Here is an 18597-nt window from a genome sequence, read left to right on the forward strand (position 1 = left end):
ACGGCGATCGGCGCGCGGGGCCGCCCGGCGCGCGGCTGCGCCAAGGATAGCCAGGTCAGCGGGGACGATCGAGACCTCGGCTAGTCATAGGTCAGGCCGTAGCCGAACGGGAAGAGCGGCTTCTTGCCGTCGCCCCTGTTGATGGGCTCCTGACCGCCGCTGCGCATCCACGTCACCGGAAGCTTCCCGCGCGGGTCGGCGTCGCCGTACAGGACGTCGGCGACGCCCTGCCCCTCCGTGCCCGGCAGCCACGCCGCGACCAGCGCGTCCCACTTCGGCAGGTCCTCGGCGACGTCCAGCGGGCGCCCCGACACCAGCACCACGACCACCGGGACGCCGGCGTCGCGCAGCCGGTCGATGGTCTTGCGGTCGGCGTCGTCCAGGCCGAGGCCGTCCGTCCGGTCGCCGTGGTACTCCGCGTACGGGGTCTCGCCCACCACGGCGATCGCCGCGTCATAGGACGGGTCGATGCCGGAGCCGTCCTTGCTGTAGGTGACGGTCGCGTCCGGGTCGGCGGCCTTGCGGATGCCGTCCAGGATCGTCGTGCCCGGGGTGATCGGGCCCGGCTTGCCCTGCCAGGTGATCGTCCAGCCGCCGGACTGCATGCCGATGTCGTCCGCACTGCGGCCCGCGACGAACACCTTGTCGTCGTCGTCCAGCGGCAGGACGTCGTCGTCGTTCTTCAGCAGCACCTGCGACTCGGCGACCGCCCTTCGCGCCAGCGCCCGGTGCGCGGCGCTGCCGACCGTCTTCAGGTACGACCGGTCCGCCATCGGCTCCTCGAACAGGCCCAGCTCGAACTTCTTGGTCAGGATCCGGCGGTTCGCGTCGTCGATGCGCTCCATCGGGACGTCGCCGTTCTTCACCTCGTCCCGCAGGTAGTCGATGAAGCGGCGCCACTCGGTCGGCACCATCACCATGTCGATCCCGGCGTTGATCGCGGCGGCGACCTCGTCCTTGGTGAAGCCGGGCTTGCCGTCGATCTCGTCGATGCCGTTGTAGTCCGACACCACGAACCCGCCGAAGCCCAGCTCGCCCTTCAGCACGTCCGTGATGAGGTACTTGTTCTGGTGCATCTTCAGCCCGTTCCACGAGCTGTAGGAGATCATCACCGAGCCGACGCCGCGCTTCACCGCCGCCTGGAACGGCGGCAGGTGCACCGCGCGCAGCTCCTTCTCCGGCAGCCGCACGTCGCCCCGGTCGTCGCCGCCCTCGGTGCCGCCGTCCCCCACGTAGTGCTTCGCGGTGGCCAGCACCGACGTCGGGCCGCCCAGTTCGTCCCCTTGCAGCCCGTCGATGACCGTCGTCATCATCGTCGCCAGCTCGGGCACCTCGCCGAACGACTCGTACGTCCGCCCCCACCGGTCGTCGCGGGCGACGCAGACGCACGGGGCGAAGTCCCAGTCGACGCCCGTCCCCGCCATCTCCGCCGCGGTCGCGGCGCCGATCCTGCGGACCAGCGCGGGATCGCGGGTGGCGCCCAGCCCGATGTTGTGCGGGAAGATCGTCGCGCCGACCATGTTGTTGTGGCCGTGCACCGCGTCCACGCCGTACATGAGCGGGACGCGCAGCGGCCCGGCGAGCGCGGCCCGCTGCAACCCGTCGTACATGTCGGCCCAGCTCTCCGGCGTGTTCGGCTCGGGCGCCGACCCGCCGCTGGACAGCACCGACCCGATCCGGTAGCGGGTGACCTCGTCCGGCGTGACGTACCTGCGCTCCGGCTGCGTCATCTGGCCGAGCTTGTCCGCCAGGCTCATCCGGTCGAGCAGGTCATCGACCCGGTCCTGGACGGACAGGTGCGGGTCAAGGTAGGGGGCGGGTCCCGGTTCCGCCCGCACGGGCCCGCCGTGGCCGACGAGCGCCAGCGCCGCCAGCGCGCCGAGCGCGAGGAGCCGGGACCGCATCGAGTGCAGGGAGGTGCGCATGCGGAAAGCTTTTCCAGGGTTGATCAAACACAACGCAACCGGATGTCCGCGCATGGGCAATATCTGTCGGTCACCGCCAGGACAAAGGGCCCTCGATCGGGATCGAACCGACACCTCCAGGACCACAACCTGGCGTGCAGACCACTACACCACGAAGGCCGTGTCTCCGGCAGGAATCGAACCTGCGACCTCCGGGTCCGCAACCCGGCGCGCTCTCCACTGCGCCACGGAGACTTGTCACTGCGTACCAGGTGCAGGAATCGAACCTGCCTGCTGCGGGATATGAATCCGCCGGACACACCAGCATCCCCACCTGGCGCGGAGGGTGCGAGACTCGAACTCGCGCAGGGTCGCCCCTGACCACGGCTTAGCAAGCCGCTGCCTTCCCACTCGGCCAACCCTCCGGGAAAACAAAAAGACCGCCCGCGGCCTGCGGGCGGTCAACGTCGGAACGTACTGCTCACGTCCCTCGGCGACTCCCGAGACCGGAAAGGCTACGGCTGTGCATTCGATGGCGACGCATTTCCCTCTCCTCCCGGTCTCATTCCGTGCAACACCCATGCTGCCGCGGCGATTCCCGCCCGGCAACCCATTTATCCGCCGTCAGACGGCGGACCTCGACGCCTCCAGCGCCGCGCTCAACGCGCGGAGCGCGTGGTAGACGCGGACCTTGACCACGTCCACCGGCACCCCCAGCGACGCGGCGGCCTCGTTGACCGACCGGTCCCGGAAGACCGTCTCGGTGAGGATCTCGCGATGCGCGGACGGCAGCGCCTGGAAGGCCCGGGCGACCACCGCGGGGCGCATCCCCCGCCCCGCCGAACCGGGGCCGGACGAACCGGTGTTCTTGCCCATTCGCAGTGCCACGCCACGAACCTCGCACCCCACCGCCCCAAGCGCCCGCCCCTTATGCCCGCGTTAAGGAAGCGTTGAGGGTGGGATTCGGGGGGTCGGGGTGAGGGGGGTGTTGGAGGCGAGGAGGGCCAGGGCGGCGGCGCCGTAGAGGCCCGCGTCGCGGTCGAGGGTGGTGGCGGCGACGTTCAGGTCGCGGAGGTGGGGCATGCCGGCGCGTTCGGCGATGGCCTTGCGGAGGGGGTCGAGGAGGAGGTCGCCGGAGGCGGCGACGCCGCCGCCGATGACGACGTCGCGGACGTCCAGGACGGCGGCCGTGCCGAGGACGGCGGTGGCGAGGGCGGCGGCCGCGCGCTGGAAGGCGGCGAGGGGGATGCGGGCGCCGCCGCGGGCGGCGGTGGCGAGGGCCTTGGCGTCGGGGCGGCCGGTCGCGAGGGTCCAGCCCTGGGCGAGCGCCCAGCGGACCATGCTGGGGCCGCCGGCGACCGTCTCCAGGCAGCCGCGGGCGCCGCACACGCAGGGCTCGCCCTCGTGGTCGACGAGGACGTGGCCGATGTGGCCGGCGTTGCCGGTGCGGCCCGTCCAGGGGCGGCCGTCGAGGATGAGGCCGCCGCCGACGCCGGTCGACACGACGATGCCGAGCAGAGACGGGGCGCCGTGGCCGCCGCGCCACCATTCGCCGAGAGCCATGCACTGGGCGTCGCCCGCGAGGGAGACGGGCACGCCGGGGACGAGGCGCTGGACGGCGGCGACGAGGGGGTAGCCGCGCCAGCGGGGGATGTTGATCGGGCTGACCGTGCCGGCGGCGGTGTCGATCGGGCCCGCCGAGCCGATGCCGACGCCGGTGACGGACGGGTCGGCGAAGTCGGCGACGAGGCCGCGGAGGGTGGCGGTGGGCGACTGGCCGACGGGGTGCTCGGCGCGCTCGAGGAGCGTTCCGGACGGGTCGACGCGGGCGACGGCGAACTTGGTGCCGCCGATGTCGAGGGCGAGGACGGTCATGAGCCGATCCCCGGGAGGACGCGGTAGAGCGTGCCTTTTCCGGTGAGGTGGACGGCGGGGGCGCCGGCGGGGACGAAGGCGGCCTCGCCGCGGGCGAGGGTCAGGGGGCGGGGGGTCGCGAGCGTCGCCTCGCCTTCTAGACAGAGCAGGGTCTGGGGCAGGCCGGTGGGCAGGTCGACCGCGTCGGCGAGGTCGTGGTGGACGAGGGTGAACTCGTCGACGCCGGGCCGGTAGAGGTCGCCGGCGGGTTCGACCCTGGCGGGGGCGGACGGGGCGAACTCGACGACGCGCATCAGTTCGGGGACGTCCACGTGCTTCGGGGTGAGGCCGCAGCGCAGGACGTTGTCGGAGTTCGCCATGACCTCGATCGCGAGGCCGCCGAGGTAGGAGTGCGGGACTCCGGCGTCGAGGAAGAGGGCCTCGCCGGGCTTCAGTTCGACGTGGTTGAGCAGGAGCGCGGCGAGGACGCCTGGGTCGCCGGGGTAGGCGCGGGCGATGTCGGCGTGGACGCCGGTGAGGGCCGGTTCGACCGCTTGGAGGATCGGCGCGGAGGCCGCGTCCAGCATCTCGGTGAGGACGGTGCGGAGGGCCTGCGCGGGCGGTGCGGTGCGGAGCGTCTCCGCCCAGGGGCGCAGCGCGGGGACGGCGAGGCCGTCGAGGAGGGCCGCCGTCGCGGTCGGCTCGCGGAAGCCGCAGAGGCCGTGGAAGTCGGTGAGGGCGCAGACCATCTCGGGCTTGTGGAAAGGGTCCTTGTAGGTGCGGGCGGGGTCGCCGATCGGGATGCCGCGTGCTTCTTCGGCGGCGAAGCCCGCCCGCGCCTGCGCCATGGTGGGGTGCACCTGGAGGGAGAGCGGTTTCTCGACCGCGAGCACTTTGAGCAGGTAGGGCAGCGTCGGGCCGAAGCGGGCCAGCGAGGGCGCGCCGAGCATCCCGGCCGGGTCGCGTTCGATGAGGACGTTGAGCGGCGTCCCGTCCACCGACGACGGGGCGGCCGGATGCGCGCCCGCCCACAGCTCGGCCTGCGGGCGCCCGGTCGGCGCGGTGCCGAGCAGCTCCGGCAACGCGGTGCGCGACCCCCAGTCGTAGGGCCGGATCACGGTGGACAGCGGCAGGGGCACCAACCCGCGCGTTCTCCTTACTCGGTGCGCCAAGTCGGGAGGTCGGCGCTCGTGGAGGACAGCGTACAAGCGCCGGGGGACGGCGGGCACTCGGCCGTCCGGGTGAACCGCCGGCGGGCCGCCCCCCGAACTGCCGGGCGGGGGACGGCGTCCGGCGGGCCCGAACCTCTAGGATGAGCGCCGGGGGGAAGGTGGTGGACGTGGGCAAGCACAACAAGCCGGCGACGCGGTCGTGCCCCGGCTGCAACGGGACCGGGACCAGCACCGCCACCCATGAGCGCTGCAACGTGTGCCACGGCACAGGGCGCATCTGAGTCAGCGCCGTATCTGGACGAGCGTGATCAGCAGCGCGGCGGCGCAGGACGCCCAGGCCAGCGCCGCGTAGCCGCCGGCCGACAGGACGGCGGTGGACGCCAGGCTCGCGGCGGCGGCGATCGTCCAGACGGCGGCGTCGACGGCGCCCTCGACGTGCGGGCGGTCCGCCTCGGGGAGGTCGCGGGCGAGCCGGCCGCTGCCTCCGACGAAGCACAGGTTCCAGCCGTAGCCGAGCAGGAACAGCGCCAGGGGACGTCCCACGGAGCCGGTCGCGACGGCGGCGAGCGCGGTGGACAGCGCCAGGGTGAGCAGCCCGCCGACGATCACGGGACGGGCGCCGAAGCGGTCGAACAGGCGGCCCGTCACGGGTGAGAGCGCGAACATGCCGAGTGTGTGGGCGGACAGGGTCATCCCGACGGCGTCGAGGCCGTCGCCGTGCAGGTGCATGTCGAGCGGGGCGGCGGTCATGACGGCGACCATCACGACCTGCGCCGTCACCATCACCGTCAGCGCGGACCGCGCGGCGGGGGTCCGGATCAGCCTGCGGACGGGCACCGGTGGGGCGAGGGCGTCCGGCCGTCCGCGCGGGGTGCCGGTCGCGGCGGCCGCGGCGACCGCGCAGGTGAGGACGGCGAGGAGGAACGGGCCGGTCAGAGCGGGAAGCCCGGCGCCGCCGGCGAGGGCGCCGGACGGGTCGAGCAGCAGCGGGCCGCCGACGGCGCCGGCGGCGGCCGACCACACGACGAGCCCGATGGCGAAGCCGCGCCGCCCGGCCGGGTACTGGTCGGCGGCCGCGTAGCGGGACAGCTGGGCGCCCGCGTTGCCGAGGCCGAGCAGCAGCATGCCGGCGCACAGCCCGGCGATGTCGCCGCCCGCGACCGCGGCGGCGGCCAGGCAGGCGCCGGCGGCCGCGGCCGCGTAGCCGAGGACGAAGGCGGCGCGGCGGCCCAGCCGGCGGGTCAGCCGGGTCAGCAGCAGCGCGCCGATGCCCGTCCCGACGATGCCGGCGGTGCCGGGGACGCCGCCCCAGCCGGTGCCGAGCCGGTCGCCGGCGACGAGGGTGCCCGTCGCGCTCGCCACGGCCATGGACGCGTTCATCAGGGCGGTGCCTGAGCAGAGGGCCGCCATCGCTCCCGAGCGTTTCGCCATCCCTTAACGCTATGAAGGCCGATCTTCGGGGAGAATGGGCGATCACTGGTGATCTGCGCGTTTGACTTATCGTTCGCGAGGAGTTTCGGCGGAAGGACTTTGCCCATGGACCGGGACCTGGACCAGACCGACTGGCGCATCCTCGCCGAGTTGCAGCGGGACGGGCGTCTGTCGTTCAACCGGCTGGCGGGGCTCGTCAACCTCTCCGCCCCGGCGGTCGCGGAGCGGGTGCGGCGGCTGGAGGAGGCGGGGGTGATCACCGGGTACGGGGCGCGGGTCGACCCGGCGCGGGTCGGGCAGCCGCTCACGGCGTTCGTGCAGATGCGCTGCGCCCTCGGCCGCTGCCTGCTGAAGACGACCGCCGCGGAGGACCTGCCGGAGGTCACCGAGGTGCACAAGCTGAGCGGCAGCTGGTGCTCGATGCTGAAGGTGCGGGTCGGGTCGATGGCGCATCTGGAGGGGCTGCTGGAGCGGCTCGGCGAGCACGGCGAGATGAACTCGCACATCGTGCTGTCGACCGCCTTCGAGGGGCGCGCCGTCGAGCCGCCGGTCCCGGGCGCCCGGACGGTCACCGCGTCCGAGGGCTGGACCCGGTAGCTCGTCCCGCGCGGACGCCGGAGAAATGGTTGAATCGTGCGCTATGTGGCACTCGTCACTGCGTTCCATGCCCTGGCGACGGAGGTATCCGGCCGGTGTCCCCGGTGATCTCGACATCCCGGACGTCCCCGTCACACGGCTCCTCGACGATGCCGCGGACCGGTACCCGCGCAAGCCCGCCCTGATCTTCTTCGGCCGGAGGCTCAGCTACCGCGAGCTGCGCGAGGCGGCGGACCGGTTCGCCGACGGCCTGCACCGGCTCGGCGTGCAGCCCGGCGACCGGGTCGCGCTGATCCTGCCGAACTGCCCGCAGATGGTCATCGCGTTCTACGGGGTGCTGCGGCGCGGCGCCATCGCCGTCCAGCACAACCCGCTCTACACCGAGGAGGAGATGCTCCGGCAGCTCGCCGACTGCGGCGCGCGGGTCGCCGTCGTGCTGGACCGGTCCTTCGCGACGGTGCGGGCCGTGCGGTCCCGGCTGCGGCTCGACCACATCGTCGTGACGTCGCTCGTCGACTACCTGCCCGCGTCCCGGCGGCTCGCGCTGCGGCTGCCGCTGGTGCAGGCGCAGCGGCGGCGCGCGGCCATCACGGCGGACGTGCCGGACGATCCGGGCGTCGTCCCGTTCCGGGAGCTGCAGCGGCCGCCGCGGCGGCACGTGCGGCAGCTGCCGCTGGAGCCGGCGCGGCACCTGGCGGCGATCCAGTACACCGGCGGGACGGAGGGCCGGCCGAAGGGCGCGATGCTGACGCACCGCAACCTCGTCGCGAACGCCTGCCAGCAGCACGCCTGGGACCTCGACGGGCGCCCCGGCGCGGACGTGACGCTGGCGGTGCTGCCGCTGTTCCACTCGTTCGGGCTGATGAGCTGCCTGGTCGCGCCGGTGATGACGGCGGGCGCGGTGGTGCTGCTGCCGCGCTACGACGGCGACCGGGTCGTGAGGGCCATCCGCAAGTACCGGCCGACGATCTTCCCGGGCGTGCCGACGCTGTACGAGCAGGTGCTCGACAGCCCCCGGTTCCGGCCGTCGGACCTGCGGTCGCTGCGCATCTTCATCTCCGGCGCGATGGGGCTCGCGCAGAGCACGATCGACCGGCTGGAGCGGACCGGCGCGCGCGGCCTGATCAACTGCTACGGGCTCACGGAGGCGTCCCCGGCCGTCACCGGCAACCCCCTCGACGGCACCGCCCGCAACCTGACCGTCGGGCTTCCGCTGCCGATGACCGACGCCGTCGTGGTCGCCGAGGACGAGCCGACGCGGGTGCTGCCGCCCGGCGAGCCCGGCGAGCTGGTCGTGCGCGGCCCGCAGGTGTTCGCCGGCTACTGGAACGCCCCGCTCGCGACCGCGCAGACCCTGTCGAAGGGGTGGCTGCGCACCGGTGACATCGCCGTGATGGACGAGGACGGTTTCATCACCATCCTGGAGCGCATGCGGGACATGATGAAGGTGAGCGGCTTCACCGTGTTCCCGACCGAGGTGGAGAAGGTGCTGCGCCGCCATCCCGCCGTCTACGACTGCGCCGTGGTCGGCGTGCCGGACGCCCGGCGCGGGGAGCGCATCATCGCGCACGTGGTGGAGCACCCCGCCTACCCTTTCTCGGCCGACGAACTGCGGCGGCACTGCAAGCGCTATCTGTCGCACTACAAAGTGCCGTCGGAGTTCCTGCCGCGTACGGAACTGCCCAGGAATCTGCTGGGAAAGGTCGTCCGGCAGCGGCTGCGGGACGAGTTCGCCGCCTCCGCGCAAGGGCAGAGCGGTGAGGCGCAGAGTGGTTGACTGGGCGGGTGCAGACCGAGACCGTCCAGTCCGGGCTCTTCCCCCGGCTCGTTGAGATCGGGCGTGCTTCGGCCCCCGCCGCACCATCGGACAGCGCTCCCCCGGAGACGTTGTACGACCGGCACGGCGTCCTCGTGGTGCGCGTAGGTGACATCGCGGTGAAGGCACACCAGGCCAACCGCGAGCATGGCGCCCCGTTCTTGGAGCGGATCCGGCTGGCGGCCACGCTCCCTGGCCTTCTCCTAGGGCCGATGGGCGCGCCCCTAACCGTGGACGGCCGGACCGTCACGATCGCCGCGTACGGCGACCCGGTCGACCCGAGCCGGGAACTCCCCTGGGCGGAAGGGGCCCGCCTTCTGGCGGCGCTCCACGCGGAGAGCGTCCCGGCAGAAGCACCGTCTTGGGGGCGTCCGACCCGTGTGGCCCGCCTCGTCTCGCGGTTGGGCGAAGGCTCCGCCGAGGACGCGGTGAGGCGCGCGTTCGCCACCCTTCCCGCCTGGATACGCGGCGAGGAGGACGAGCCCCCGGCGCGGACGGAGCGCCTCATCCACGGGGACTGGCACCTGGGCCAGATGGTCCGCGCACGGGACGGCCACTGGCGCCTCATCGACATCGAGGACCTGGGCAGAGGCGACCCCGCATGGGACCTCGCCCGCCCTGCCGCGCTCTACGCCGCAGGCGTCCTTCACCCGGACGAATGGGAGCTGTTCCTAGGCGCGTACAGGGCGGCCGGTGGCCCGGCAGTCCCCGCCCAGGACGACCCGTGGACGAGCCTGGACATACCCGCCCGAAGTCTTGCGATCCAGATTGCCGCCACGTGCGTCATATCGGCGGGGAGGGAAGATCGAGCCCTGGACGGGCCGGAGCAGGCGATGATCGACGCCTGCGTGAGAATGGCCGCGACGGGGGACGCGGCATGACGTGGCGCGAAACCTGCCCTACATTTAGCCTCTACCTGGGGATCCAGACCGGAAGGACGACAAGGCGATGCACTGCCCTAAGTGTCGTGGCGTGATGCGGACCTACACCCGCAGCGGCGTCCACATCGAGCAATGTGACAGCTGCCGTGGCATCTTCCTCGACTACGGCGAGCTGGAGGCCCTGAGCCAGATGGAGTCGCAGTACCGGGCGGCCCCGCCGCCGCCCGCCGCCGCGGCACCGGGGTGGGGCGCGCCGGCGGTGCACCACCATCACCACGGCGGGCACCACCGCCCCCACCACGGCAGCGTCTTCCACATGCTGTTCTCGACCTGACGCGTCACGTACGGCCCGCCCCTGCACGGAGGCGGGCCGTACGCGCGTCCACGGCCGGAGCCGGTCTACAGGCGCGGGTCTACAGGCGCGGGTCGACGGGCTCGGACTCCAGTGCCAGCACCGCGAAGACCGCCTGGTGGACGCGCCACAGCGGCTCCCCGGCGGCGAGCCGGGCGAGCGCCTCGGTGCCGAGCGCGTGCTCGCGCATCGCCAGCGACCGCTTCCGGCCGAGCGACCGGCGGCGCAGCCGGTCGAGGTTCGCCGGCTCGCGGTAGTCGGGCCCGTAGATGATCCGCAGGTACTCCGGCCCCCGGCACTTGACGCCGGGCTGGATCTTCGCGCCGTCCGGGACCGGGCCCAGCGGCTTGACGACCATGCCCTCGCCGCCGGAGGCGGTGAGCTTCTCCCACCATTCGGTGACGGCGGTCTCCGACTCCGGCGACTCCAGGTCCACTGTCACCGAGGCCGTCCGCTTGATGAGCCCGGTCGCGTCGCCTTCCGCGAGCCTTTCCGCCACGGCCATGTGCCATTCGTGGTCGCGTGCGTCCGCCCAGGAGCGGCCTTCTCCCGCGAGGATCTGGAACGGCGCGAACTGCAGCCCGTCCAGGCCGTCCACCGTCCAGCAGTACCGCGCGTAGGCGTCCCTGAAGCGGGACGCGTTGGCGGCGCGCCGGTCGATGTGCTCGCGGAGACCATCGAGGTCGAGCCCGCGTGCCTCCGCGCGCGCGAGAGCGTCGGCTGCCATCGGCAGGGCCGCGCGGGCCGCCGCACCGGTCGCCGCGTACTGCGTGCGGATGAGCTCCATGGCCTTCGCCGACCACGGCAGCAGCTCGCCGTCGATGACGAGCCATCCGGTGTCCAGCTCGTCCCAGAGCCCGGCGGCGCCGATCGCGGCGCGCAGCCGGTCCAGCACCTCGGACGTGCGGGACGGGTCGCGGAAGAACGAGCGCCCGGTACGGGTGTAGACGGCGCCGGTCGTCCCGTCCGCCACGCCGAAGCGCTCGGCGGCCACGGCGGCGTCGCGGCAGACGACGGCCACGGCGCGCGAGCCCATGTGCTTCTCCTCGCACACGACCCGGGCGACGCCCTTGTCCCGGTAGGCGGCGAGGGCCTCGGCCGGGTGCTCCAGGTGTCCGGGCAGCGCCGAGGTCTCGGCGGGCGCCATGGTGGGCGGCAGGTAGACGAGCCAGCGCGGGTCCACCGCGAACCGGCTCATCACCTCCAGCGCGGCCATCGCGTTCTCCTCGCGGACGGCGACGCGGCCCATGAGGCGGGTCTCCACCCCGCCGTTGCCGAGGACGTCGCCGATGTTCAGGACGTCGTTCTCCCGCGAACCGCCCGCGGCCGGGGCCTCCAGCGGACGCGTCGGCTCGTACCAGACCTGCCGGGCCGGAACCGACGCCAGCTCACGCTCCGGATAGCGCAGCGCGGTCAGCTTCCCGCCGAACACGGCACCGGTGTCCAGGCAGATGGTGTTGTTGACCCACTCCGCCTCGGGGACGGGCGTGTGCCCGTACACGACCATGGCCTTGCCCCGGTAGTCGCGCGCCCACGGGTACCGGACGGGCAGCCCGTACTCGTCGGTCTCCCCCGTGGTGTCGCCGTAGAGCGCGAACGACCGGACCCGTCCGGACGCCCGTCCGTGGTAAGCCTCCTTGAGCCCGGCGTGGGCCACGACCAGGCGGCCGCCGTCCAGCATGTAGTGGCTGATGAGTCCGTCCATGAACTCCAGCGCGCCGTCGCGGAAGTCGTCGTCCTCGGCGGCGAACTGCTCCAGGGAGTTCTCCAGGCCGTGCGCCACCCGCACCTTGCGTCCGCGCAGGGCACGGACGAGCTTCGCCTCGTGGTTGCCCGAGACGCACAGCGCGTCGCCGGCGGCGACCATGCCCATGACCAGGCGCAGCACGCCCGGCGAGTCGGGCCCGCGGTCGACGAGGTCGCCGACGAACACGGCGGTGCGCCCGCCGGGGTGGTTCGCGCCGACGGCCCGCCCCCGCGCGTCCCGCTCGATCTCGTAGCCGAGGCCGGTGAGGAGGTCCTCCAGCTCCGCGCGGCAGCCGTGCACGTCGCCGACGATGTCGAACGGGCCGGTCAGCTCCCGCCTGTCGTTCCACGCCTTCTCGCGGACGATCGTCGCGGCGTCGATCTCCTCCGCGCCCGTCAGCACGTAGTACCGGCGGAACGCGCGGGCCAGGTCACGCATGCCGCGCCGCAGCTCGCGGCGCTGGCGCGGGATCACGTGCGGCGGCAGGTCCCGGTCGGGCCGCGTCGCGTTCCGCTCCGCGGCGAGGCTCTCCGGCACGTCCAACACGATCGCGACCGACAGGACGTCGTGGTCCTTGGCGATCCGCAGCAGCGCCTCGCGGGCCCTGGTCTGCACGTTCGTCGCGTCCACCACGGTCAGCAGCCCGCACCGCAGCCGCTTGGCCACGATGTAGTGGAGCAGGTCGAACGCGTCGCCGCTCGCGGACTGGTCGTTCTCGTCGTCCGACACGACGCCGCGGCAGAAGTCGGACGACACCACCTGCGTCGGGGCGAAGTGCTTGCGCGCGAAGTGGGACTTGCCGGACCCGGTCACGCCGACCAGCACGACGAGCCCCGCCTCCGGGACCTTGATCTCGGTCATCGGGTGAAGACCCCCATCTGGGTGGGCGCGCCGACCTCGGGGTCGTCGTCGCCGACGGGCACGTGGCGGACGCGGTAGCCGTGCGCGGCGGCGACCCGGTCCGCCCAGGCGCGGAACTCGGCCCGCGTCCATTCGAAGCGGTGGTCGGAGTGGCGCATCGCGCCCGGCGCGAGCCCCTCGTAGCGGACGTTGTACTCGGCGTTCGGGGTCGTGACGACGACCACGCGGGGCGCGGCGTGCCCGAACACCACCCGCTCGACGGCGCCGAGCCGCGGCGGGTCGACGTGCTCGATGACCTCCATCAGCACCGCCGCCTCGTAGCCGGCGAACCGCTCGTCGGCGTAGGTGAGCGCGCCCTGGAAGACGTCCCGGACGCGGCCGGCCCGGTCGCCGCGGTGCGGGCGCGACCGGTCGTCCCAGCGCAGCCGCCGCCAGGCGTGGCTCAGCGCGCGGTGCGAGACGTCCGTCCCGGCGATCTCGCCGAAGAAGTCGTCCCTGGCGAGCAGCGCCAGCAGCTTCCCCGAGCCGCAGCCGAGGTCGATGACGCGCCGGGCGTTCTCGTCGCGCAGCGCCTTCACGACCGCCTGGAGGCGCCGCTCCGCGAGCGAGACGGTCTTCTCGTCCTCCGCCCCGGACGCCTGCTCCGCCCCGGGCGCCTGCTCCGCCCCGGACTCCTGCTCCGCATCGGGGCCCTGCTCCGCCTCCGGCGCCTGCTCCTCTTCGACGTGCACGGGGTCGAGCTCCTCGTCGGCGGCGTCCTCGGCGTCGGCGAGGCGGCCCAGCGCGGTGCGGACGAGCGCGCGCCGGTTCGCCAGGTAGCGGCGGGTGATGGCGCCGCGGTCGGGGTGCGCGGCGAGCCAGCCCTCCCCCGCCCGGATGAGCTTGTCGACCTCGTCGGGCGCGAGCCAGTAGTGCTTGGCGTCGTCCAGGACGGGCAGCAGCACGTACAGCTGGTTGAGCGCGTCCGCGAGCCGCAGCGTCCCGGTCAGCGTGAGCGTCACGTACCGGGAGTCGCCCCACTCGGCGAACTCCGGGTCGAGCGGGACGGGCACCGCCGACACGTCCCAGCCCAGCGGCGCGAAGAACCGCTCGGCCTGCTCCGGCCCGCCCCGGCACGGCAGGGCCGGCAGGACGACCTCCAGCGGGATCGGCGACCCCGCCAGGTCCGGACGGGCGTCGCACCGGCCGCGCATCGCGGTGCGGAAGACGCCGGCCATGGCGGACGCGAGCAGCGACGACGCCGCGTAGGGGCGGTCGTTCACGTACTGGCCGAGGGAGAAGTCCGGCGTGCCTCTGCCGCGCGTCCGCACGAGCTTGACCGGGTCGACGTCCAGCAGCAGCGCCGCCGTGCAGCGCCGTTCGCCGGCGTCGGGGTAGAAGACGTGCGCCGTGCCGAAGGACTGCTCGAAGCGCTGCACGCGCTCGGGATGCTTGTGCAGCAGGAATCCCAGGTCGGTCGCCTGGTCCATGGTCGTGGTGATCGTCAGAAGCACGCGCCCAGTGTGGCGGACATAACCTGATGATTCGCATTCCTTTTTCCGGAAGAATGCGGCGCGATATGAGCAGACATCCCCGCCGGATGACCGCGCAGGAGACCGTGGCCATCCTCGAACGCGGCGACTACACGGCACCCTCCGGCCGCACGATCTCGATCGCGGACGGCCTCTCCCGCGCCGTCGAGGGCACCGTCCTCTACCGCCCCGACGAACTGGACGCGCTCCTCGGGCGCCTGCCCGGCGCCGGGTTCGCGGAAACGCGGATCGAGGTGACCGGCGAGACGACGCTCGCCGCCGCCCGCCGGCTGTGCGGCGGGGACACGGACCCGCTCGCGCTCAACTTCGCGTCCGCGAAGAACCCGGGCGGCGGCTTCCTCAACGGGGCGCACGCCCAGGAGGAGGGGCTGGCGCGCTCGTCCGGCCTCTACAGGTCGCTGCTGTCGGCCAGGGAGTTCTACGACTTCCACCGCGAGCAGCGCGACCTCCTCTACAGCGACCACATGATCTACTCGCCGGGCGTGCCGGTGTTCCGGGACGACGCCGGGCGGCTGCTCGACGAGCCGTACGGCATCGCGTTCGTGACGTCCCCGGCCCCGAACCGCGGCGCGATCCGGGACGGCGCCGCGGCCGCGCGGATCCCGGCCGTCCTCCGGCTGCGGGCCCGCAAGGTGCTCGCCCTGGCGCTCGCGCGCGGGCACGCGCGGCTGGTCCTCGGCGCGTGGGGCTGCGGCGTGTTCCGCAACGACCCGGCCGAGGTCGCCGAGGCGTTCGCCGGGCCGCTGCGCCCCGGCGGCGAGTTCGCCGGGCGGTTCGAGCACGTCGTCTTCGCGGTGTGGGACACCGCCGCGGGCTCCCCGCGGCAGGTCGCGTTCGAGCGGGTCTTCGCCTAGCCGGGGCGCTCCTCGCCCTCGGCGTAGGACGCGATGCCCCGGACGAGGAGGTCCAGCCCGAACTCGAACCGCCCGTCGCCGCTCTCCCCGGTGAGCTCGTCCACCATGCCGACGAGGTTGGGGTAGCGCTCGGGCGGCAGGGCGGCGAAGTACTCCTGGACCTGCTTGAGGTACGCCTGCAGGTGCTCCCAGGGGTTCTGGCCCTCAGGGGTCCGCGCCACGTAGACCGTGTCCTCGATGGCGTCGGCGTCGAGGAACATGCCGAGGGTGTCGACGGCGATCCCCGCGATCTCCCGCGGGACCCCGCCGGCCAGCATGAGGGCGATCTGCGCCTCGGCGACGTCCAGCAGGTGGGGGCCGGTGGGGATGAGCCCCATCGAGACCATCGCGATGTCGCGGTGCGAGGTGTAGACGCGGCGGATCTCGCGCGCCAGTTCCTTGAGCTGCTCCTGCCAGCGCGCCGGGTCGGGGACGGGCAGCCGGATCTCGGCGGCGACCCGGTCGAGCATCAGCTCGCGCAGCTCCTCCTTGCCGGTGACGTGGGCGTAGAGGGACGCGGGCCCGGTGCCCAGCTCCTGCGCGACGCGGCGCATGGTGACCGCCTCCAGCCCCTCCGCGTCCAGCACGCGGATCGCCGTCTCGACGACGGCCTCCTGGGTGAGCGGCCGGCGCGGCGGCCCGGTCTTGCGGGGCCTGCGGCCGGGCGGCGTCGGCAGCGCTGCAGTGGGCACGTCGCGACCTCCCAATCTCGCGATACATCTTGACAATCGCGATACGCGATATATCTTCTCTCTTGGCGAGAGAAAATCGACTACCCGAACATCGTACTTGACACGAACGCCGTTCCTTCCATAGAACAGTGTTCGCGCCACGAACGCTGTTCCCTCCCCTGGAGACGACCATGACGCAGACACTGACGCCCACCGCCAAGGGCACCGCGGAGGCCGGCTACCGCTGGCGCTGGGTCGCCCTGTTCGTGATCCTCGCCGGCGAGGTCATGGACATGCTGGACGCGCTGATCACCAACATCGCGGCGCCCACGATCCGCGCCGAGCTGGGCGGATCCGCCGCCACCATCCAATGGCTCGCCGCCGGCTACACCCTGGCCATGGCGGTCGGCCTCATCACCGGCGGCCGCCTCGGCGACCTCTACGGCCGCAAGCGGATGTTCCTCCTCGGCGCCGCCGGCTTCACGGTCGGCTCGCTGCTGTGCGGCGTGGCCGTCTCCCCCGGGATGCTGGTCGGCGCCCGCGTCGTGCAGGGCCTGTTCGGCGCGATGATGCTGCCGCAGGGCATCGGCATGATCAAGCAGATGTTCTCCGCCAAGGAGATGGGCGCCGCGTTCGGGCTGTTCGGCCCGGTGATGGGGCTGTCCTCGGTCGGCGGCCCGGTGCTGGCCGGCTGGCTGATCGACGCCGACTTCTTCGGCACCGGCTGGCGCATGATCTTCCTGATCAACCTGCCGCTCGGCATCGCCGCCGTGCTGGCCGGGCTGAAGTTCCTGCCCGAGGGGCGCGCCGAGCACGCGTCCCGGCTCGACCTCCCCGGCGCCCTCCTGGCCTCCGTCGCCGCCGGCCTGCTCGTCTACCCGATCGTCCAGGGCCGCGAGCACGACTGGCCGCTCTGGACGTTCCTGATGATGGGCGCCTCCCTGCTCGTCTGGGGCCTGTTCGCCTGGTACGAGTCCCGCAAGCAGCGCGGCGGCGGCGACCCGCTGATCGTGCCGAGCCTGTTCCGCAAGCGCGGCTTCACCGGCGGCCTGGTCGTCGGCCTGGTGTTCTTCTCCGGAATGGCGGGCCTCGGCCTGGTGCTCGCGCTGTTCTTCCAGATGGGCCTCGGGTACTCCCCCCTCAAGGCCGGCCTCGCCCAGATCCCCTGGTCGGCCGGCATCATCATCGGGTTTGGCGTCGCGCAGGCCGTGCAGCGCTTCGGCCGGACGGTCATCCACGCGGGCACCGTCATCATGGCCGGCGGCATCGCCGCGACCTACGCCACGCTCCAGGTCGCGGGAATCGACGTCACGCCCTGGCAGCTCGTCCCCGCCCTGACCGTGACCGGCCTCGGCATGGGCATGCTGATGGCGCCGTTCTTCGACACCGTCCTCGCCGGCGTCGAGCCCGAGGAGACCGGCTCGGCGGGCGGCACGCTCACCGCCGTCCAGCAGCTCGGCAGCGCGCTCGGCGCCGCCGTCCTCGGCACGGTGTTCTTCGGCCTGCTCGGCGGGCACGTGGCGGGCGCCGCCGACGACGGCGCGGCCGCGCTGCGCCGCGACCTCGCCGCCGCGTCCGTCCCGGCCCCGGTGCGGGACCGGGTCGTGGCCGGGCTGCGCGACTGCGGCCACGACCGCGCCACCGCCAAGGACTCCGCCGCCGTCCCCGCGTCCTGCCGCCGGCTGGAGGGCGACGTCGGGGCCGCGATCGCCGCCGCGCCGCAGTCGGCGCCCGCCGTGCGGAAGGCGGTCGCGCTGGCCGGCGAGCACTCGGCCAAGACGGGCTTCAGCGACGCCATGAAGATCACGCTGTGGGTCGAGGTCGGAATGCTCGGCCTCACCTTCCTGGCGACGTTCCTGCTGCCGATGCACGCCCGGCCGGAGGAGGAGATCGCCTGACGCGAACGAAAAGGCCCGCGGCCGGGGGACGTCCCCCCGCCGCGGGCCTTCGGGCGTGTCACACCTTGCTCATGACCTCCGCGGCCAGCAGCTCCAGGTGGTCCAGGTCGTGCATGTCGAGGACCTGCAGGTAGAGGCGCTCCGCGCCCAGCTCCGCGAACCGGCCGATCTTGTCGACCAGCTCGCCGGGCGTCCCGGCCAGGCCGTTGTCGCGCAGCTCGGACACCTCCCGCCCGATGGCGTCGGCGCGGCGCTTCACCTCGGCCTCGTCCCGGCCGCAGCAGACGACCTGCGCGGCGGAGTAGACCATCGGCTTCGTCCGGCCCGACTCGGCGCACGCCGCGCGGACCCGGCCGAACGCCTCCCCGGTGTCCTGCACCTGGTGGAACGGGACGTTGTACTCGTCGGCGTAGCGGGCCGCGAGCCGCGGCGTCCGCTTCGCCCCGAACCCGCCGATGATGATCGGCGGGCCGCCCGCCCGCACCGGCTTCGGCAGCGCCGGCGAATCGGTCAGCGTGTAGTGGCTCCCGCTGAACGAGAACGTCTCGCCGGCGGGCGTCCCCCACAGCCCGGCGAGGATCTCGAGCTGCTCCTCCAGCCGCTCGAACCGCTCCCCCAGGCTCGGGAACGGGATGCCGTAGGCGGTGTGCTCCTGGTCGAACCAGCCCGTGCCGAGCCCGAGGTCGACCCGCCCGCCGCTCATCTGGTCGACCTGCGCGACCGCGATCGCGAGCGGCCCCGGGTACCGGAACGTCGCCGCCGTCACCAGCGTGCCGAGCCGGATCCGGCTCGTCTCGCGGGCCAGCGCGCCCAGCGTGACCCACGAGTCGGTCGGGCCCGGCTCGCCGGTGACGTCGCCCATCTTGACGAAGTGGTCGGACCGGAAGAACGCGTCGAAGCCGAGGTCCTCGGCCGCCTTGGCGACCGCCAGCTGCGTGTCATAGCTCGCCCCCTGCTGGGGCTCAGTGAAGATCCGAAGACGCATGAC

General features: G+C 73.2%; 16 protein-coding genes and 4 tRNA genes. 7 read left to right on the top strand and 13 right to left on the bottom strand.

Annotated features, from left to right (window positions below; all coding sequences use genetic code 11):
• Nucleotides 1-80: 80 nt before the first annotated feature.
• The 8 genes from ACGFI1_RS35710 to manA all read right to left on the bottom strand — a co-directional run bounded on the left by ACGFI1_RS35710 (nt 81) and on the right by manA (nt 4897).
• Nucleotides 81-1925, bottom strand: a complete 1845-nt coding sequence (locus tag ACGFI1_RS35710) for a glycoside hydrolase family 3 protein (RefSeq protein WP_392791787.1) — start codon at nt 1923-1925, stop codon at nt 81-83.
• An 87-nt stretch (nt 1926-2012) separates the two neighbouring features.
• Nucleotides 2013-2084, bottom strand: a tRNA-His gene (locus tag ACGFI1_RS35715).
• 2 nt (nt 2085-2086) lie between these two features.
• A tRNA-Arg gene (locus ACGFI1_RS35720) sits at nt 2087-2159 on the bottom strand.
• A gap of 11 nt (nt 2160-2170) precedes the next feature.
• Nucleotides 2171-2243, bottom strand: a tRNA-Ile gene (locus ACGFI1_RS35725).
• Between the two features lies 1 nt (nt 2244).
• A tRNA-Ser gene (locus ACGFI1_RS35730) sits at nt 2245-2329 on the bottom strand.
• A gap of 199 nt (nt 2330-2528) precedes the next feature.
• Nucleotides 2529-2792: a sigma factor-like helix-turn-helix DNA-binding protein gene (locus ACGFI1_RS35735; RefSeq protein WP_301176736.1), complete on the bottom strand. Its 264-nt coding sequence runs from the start codon at nt 2790-2792 to the stop codon at nt 2529-2531.
• A gap of 51 nt (nt 2793-2843) precedes the next feature.
• Nucleotides 2844-3779: an ROK family protein gene (locus tag ACGFI1_RS35740; protein WP_387071915.1), complete on the bottom strand. Its 936-nt coding sequence runs from the start codon at nt 3777-3779 to the stop codon at nt 2844-2846.
• Complete coding sequence (gene manA, locus ACGFI1_RS35745; protein WP_386871350.1) at nt 3776-4897, bottom strand: mannose-6-phosphate isomerase, class I; 1122 nt, start codon at nt 4895-4897, stop codon at nt 3776-3778. Before manA ends, ACGFI1_RS35740 begins: the two co-directional genes overlap by 4 nt.
• Before the next feature lie 173 nt (nt 4898-5070).
• Between manA and ACGFI1_RS35750 the strand changes: the two genes are divergently transcribed.
• Nucleotides 5071-5211, top strand: a complete 141-nt coding sequence (locus tag ACGFI1_RS35750) for a hypothetical protein (protein WP_392791789.1) — start codon at nt 5071-5073, stop codon at nt 5209-5211.
• 1 nt (nt 5212) lies between these two features.
• Here ACGFI1_RS35750 and ACGFI1_RS35755 read toward each other — a convergent pair whose 3' ends face one another.
• Entirely contained in the window at nt 5213-6361 is a 1149-nt protein-coding gene (locus tag ACGFI1_RS35755) for an MFS transporter (protein ID WP_392791791.1), read from the bottom strand.
• Nucleotides 6362-6466: 105 nt separating this feature from the next.
• Between ACGFI1_RS35755 and ACGFI1_RS35760 the strand changes: the two genes are divergently transcribed.
• The 4 genes from ACGFI1_RS35760 (at nt 6467) to ACGFI1_RS35775 (ending at nt 9989) form a co-directional block, all read left to right on the top strand.
• On the top strand, nt 6467-6958 hold the full coding sequence (locus ACGFI1_RS35760) for an Lrp/AsnC family transcriptional regulator (RefSeq protein WP_138633769.1): 492 nt from the start codon (nt 6467-6469) through the stop codon (nt 6956-6958).
• Nucleotides 6959-7025: 67 nt separating this feature from the next.
• The gene (locus tag ACGFI1_RS35765; protein WP_240807161.1) at nt 7026-8735 is read left to right on the top strand and encodes an AMP-binding protein; all 1710 of its coding nucleotides are present in this window, start codon (nt 7026-7028) and stop codon (nt 8733-8735) included.
• 8 nt (nt 8736-8743) lie between these two features.
• Nucleotides 8744-9655, top strand: a complete 912-nt coding sequence (locus tag ACGFI1_RS35770) for a phosphotransferase family protein (protein ID WP_392791793.1) — start codon at nt 8744-8746, stop codon at nt 9653-9655.
• A 67-nt stretch (nt 9656-9722) separates the two neighbouring features.
• Nucleotides 9723-9989, top strand: a complete 267-nt coding sequence (locus ACGFI1_RS35775; protein ID WP_138633763.1) for a TFIIB-type zinc ribbon-containing protein — start codon at nt 9723-9725, stop codon at nt 9987-9989.
• A gap of 79 nt (nt 9990-10068) precedes the next feature.
• Here ACGFI1_RS35775 and ACGFI1_RS35780 read toward each other — a convergent pair whose 3' ends face one another.
• Nucleotides 10069-12615, bottom strand: a complete 2547-nt coding sequence (locus ACGFI1_RS35780) for a polynucleotide kinase-phosphatase (protein ID WP_392791795.1) — start codon at nt 12613-12615, stop codon at nt 10069-10071.
• Nucleotides 12612-14108: a 3' terminal RNA ribose 2'-O-methyltransferase Hen1 gene (locus tag ACGFI1_RS35785; protein ID WP_392791797.1), complete on the bottom strand. Its 1497-nt coding sequence runs from the start codon at nt 14106-14108 to the stop codon at nt 12612-12614. Before ACGFI1_RS35785 ends, ACGFI1_RS35780 begins: the two co-directional genes overlap by 4 nt.
• A gap of 65 nt (nt 14109-14173) precedes the next feature.
• On the opposite strand from ACGFI1_RS35785, the gene ACGFI1_RS35790 reads away from it, so the two are divergent.
• On the top strand, nt 14174-15001 hold the full coding sequence (locus ACGFI1_RS35790) for a TIGR02452 family protein (RefSeq protein ID WP_386871338.1): 828 nt from the start codon (nt 14174-14176) through the stop codon (nt 14999-15001).
• Here the strand turns inward: ACGFI1_RS35790 and ACGFI1_RS35795 are convergent.
• Nucleotides 14998-15732, bottom strand: coding sequence for a TetR/AcrR family transcriptional regulator C-terminal domain-containing protein (locus ACGFI1_RS35795; RefSeq protein ID WP_138633751.1), 735 nt, complete (start codon nt 15730-15732; stop codon nt 14998-15000). The genes ACGFI1_RS35790 and ACGFI1_RS35795 overlap by 4 nt on opposite strands.
• A 170-nt stretch (nt 15733-15902) precedes the next feature.
• Between ACGFI1_RS35795 and ACGFI1_RS35800 the strand changes: the two genes are divergently transcribed.
• Nucleotides 15903-17609 carry an MFS transporter gene (locus ACGFI1_RS35800; protein WP_392791801.1) on the top strand — a complete coding sequence of 569 codons (1707 nt, stop codon included), beginning with the start codon at nt 15903-15905 and terminating at the stop codon, nt 17607-17609.
• A 58-nt stretch (nt 17610-17667) separates the two neighbouring features.
• Here the strand turns inward: ACGFI1_RS35800 and ACGFI1_RS35805 are convergent, their stop codons facing one another.
• Entirely contained in the window at nt 17668-18594 is a 927-nt protein-coding gene (locus ACGFI1_RS35805; protein WP_392791803.1) for an LLM class F420-dependent oxidoreductase, read from the bottom strand.
• Between the last annotated feature and the right edge of the window lie 3 nt (nt 18595-18597).

The sequence above is a fragment of the Actinomadura geliboluensis genome (genome assembly GCF_043197915.1).
In the GTDB taxonomy this organism is placed as follows: domain Bacteria; phylum Actinomycetota; class Actinomycetes; order Streptosporangiales; family Streptosporangiaceae; genus Spirillospora; species Spirillospora geliboluensis.